The 1,525-nt window shown below is 73.5% G+C and carries 2 protein-coding genes; both read right to left on the reverse strand.

Annotated features, from left to right (window positions below; translation table 11 throughout):
* Positions 1 to 123 precede the first annotated feature (123 nt).
* Entirely contained in the window at positions 124 to 474 is a 351-nt protein-coding gene (locus G5C65_RS37125) for a cytidine deaminase (protein ID WP_165303437.1), read from the reverse strand.
* Between the two features lie 27 nt (positions 475 to 501).
* Complete coding sequence (locus G5C65_RS37130) at positions 502 to 1,371, reverse strand: MmyB family transcriptional regulator (protein ID WP_165303438.1); 870 nt, start codon at positions 1,369 to 1,371, stop codon at positions 502 to 504.
* Between the last annotated feature and the right edge of the window lie 154 nt (positions 1,372 to 1,525).

Below are 1,525 nucleotides of genomic sequence, written 5' to 3' on the forward strand. Positions count from 1 at the left end.
ACCTCCCTCTGCGAGGCAGTGTGCGCCCGTACCCGGGCCTCCAGCACCCTCTGCACCTCAAGACCAAGAATCACGCCCTGCCAACGAGCACGACCTCACCAGCAGAACTTCCGCGGCGAAGCACTAGCCCGCCGGCACCGTCGAGCGCACCGTGCCGTCCGGGGCCGCCAGCAGGACCGGTGTGGCCGGGCCGCCCAGGTCCCGTACGGTCGCCAGGTCCTCCTCCGGGACCTGGGCGGCCTCCGAGACCACCGCCGCCGCCTCCAGCGACGCTGCGCCGGACGCCACCGCCATCGCCACGGCGGTGCGCAGCGCGGACAGCCGGAGCGAGGGGAGGACGACGGAGCCCGCGACGTACGTCCGCCCCGTCTCGTCGCGTACGGCCGCGCCCTCCGGCACGGCGTTGCGCGCACGGGCGCTGCGCGCCAGCGTGACGATCTTGCGGTCCTCGGGATCCAGCTCCTGCTCAGTCATGACAGCGAGGATATGCCGGGCGCGCGGTCAGCTGGCCACGGGCCGGAGCGTGGAGCGCCGCACCTCGGGCGTCAGCAGCCGCTCCAGCCGCTCGGCCGTGCACGTCCCGGGGACCGGGTTGTGCAGCACCACCTGCAGATCGGGCCGGGCCGGCACCCGCAGCGTCGTCGCCTCGAAGACCAGCGCCCCGACCACCGGGTGCTCCATCTCCTTGACGAGCTGGCCGGGCGGGCTGACGTCGCCCTGCGCCCACAGCTCCCGGAACTTCCCGCTCTCGCCCCGCAGCCGCTCGAACAGCTCCTGGAACCCCTCGTCCTCGGGCCACTCGGCGAGCGAGGCGCGCAGCTGCGCGACGATCCGCGGGGCGTTCCGCTCCCAGCTCCGGTTCCGTGCGCGGTAGCGGGCGCTGAGGAAGAAGTCCAGGATGCAGTTGTCCTGGTCCTTCACGTCGAGGACGAGCCGGGCGCTCTCGTTGTGCCCCACCGCGTTCCAGTACGGGTCCAGGACCACCGCCGGGTTCGGCAGCCAGCCGTCGAGCAGCCGCTGCATCCCCTCGCACAGGTAGTCGCGGTCGTGGTCGGACTGGGGGAGCGGCGGGTTGAGCCCGGCGAGCATGTACAGATGCCGCCGCTCGGCGCCGTTCATCCGCAGCACCCGCGCCACCGCGTCCAGCACCTGCGGCGAGACCGTGATGTTCCGCCCCTGCTCCAGCCACTGGTACCAGGAGGCGCCCACCCCCGCGAGCACCGCCACCTCCTCGCGGCGCAGCCCTGGTGTACGGCGCCGGGAGCCGCCCTCGGGCAGGCCCGCCTCGGCAGGGCTGACGCGGGCTCGGCGGGAGCGCAGAAAGTCGCGCAGCTCCGCGCCCCGCCGGGTGCGCTCACTGGATGCCCTCACGGGCCGCGTCGTCTCACTACGGGCCACCTGTCGGTCCCCTCCCTAGCTGGTGGTGCTGCCACCACCATAAACAGCGGCTCCCCGCGGTCTCTTCCCGCGCAGCAGCATCGTGGCTATGCCAACCAAGACCGCACCCCGCGGGGCGACCCCCGCC

It is taken from the genome of Streptomyces boncukensis (genome assembly GCF_011045075.1).
Lineage (GTDB): Bacteria > Actinomycetota > Actinomycetes > Streptomycetales > Streptomycetaceae > Streptomyces > Streptomyces boncukensis.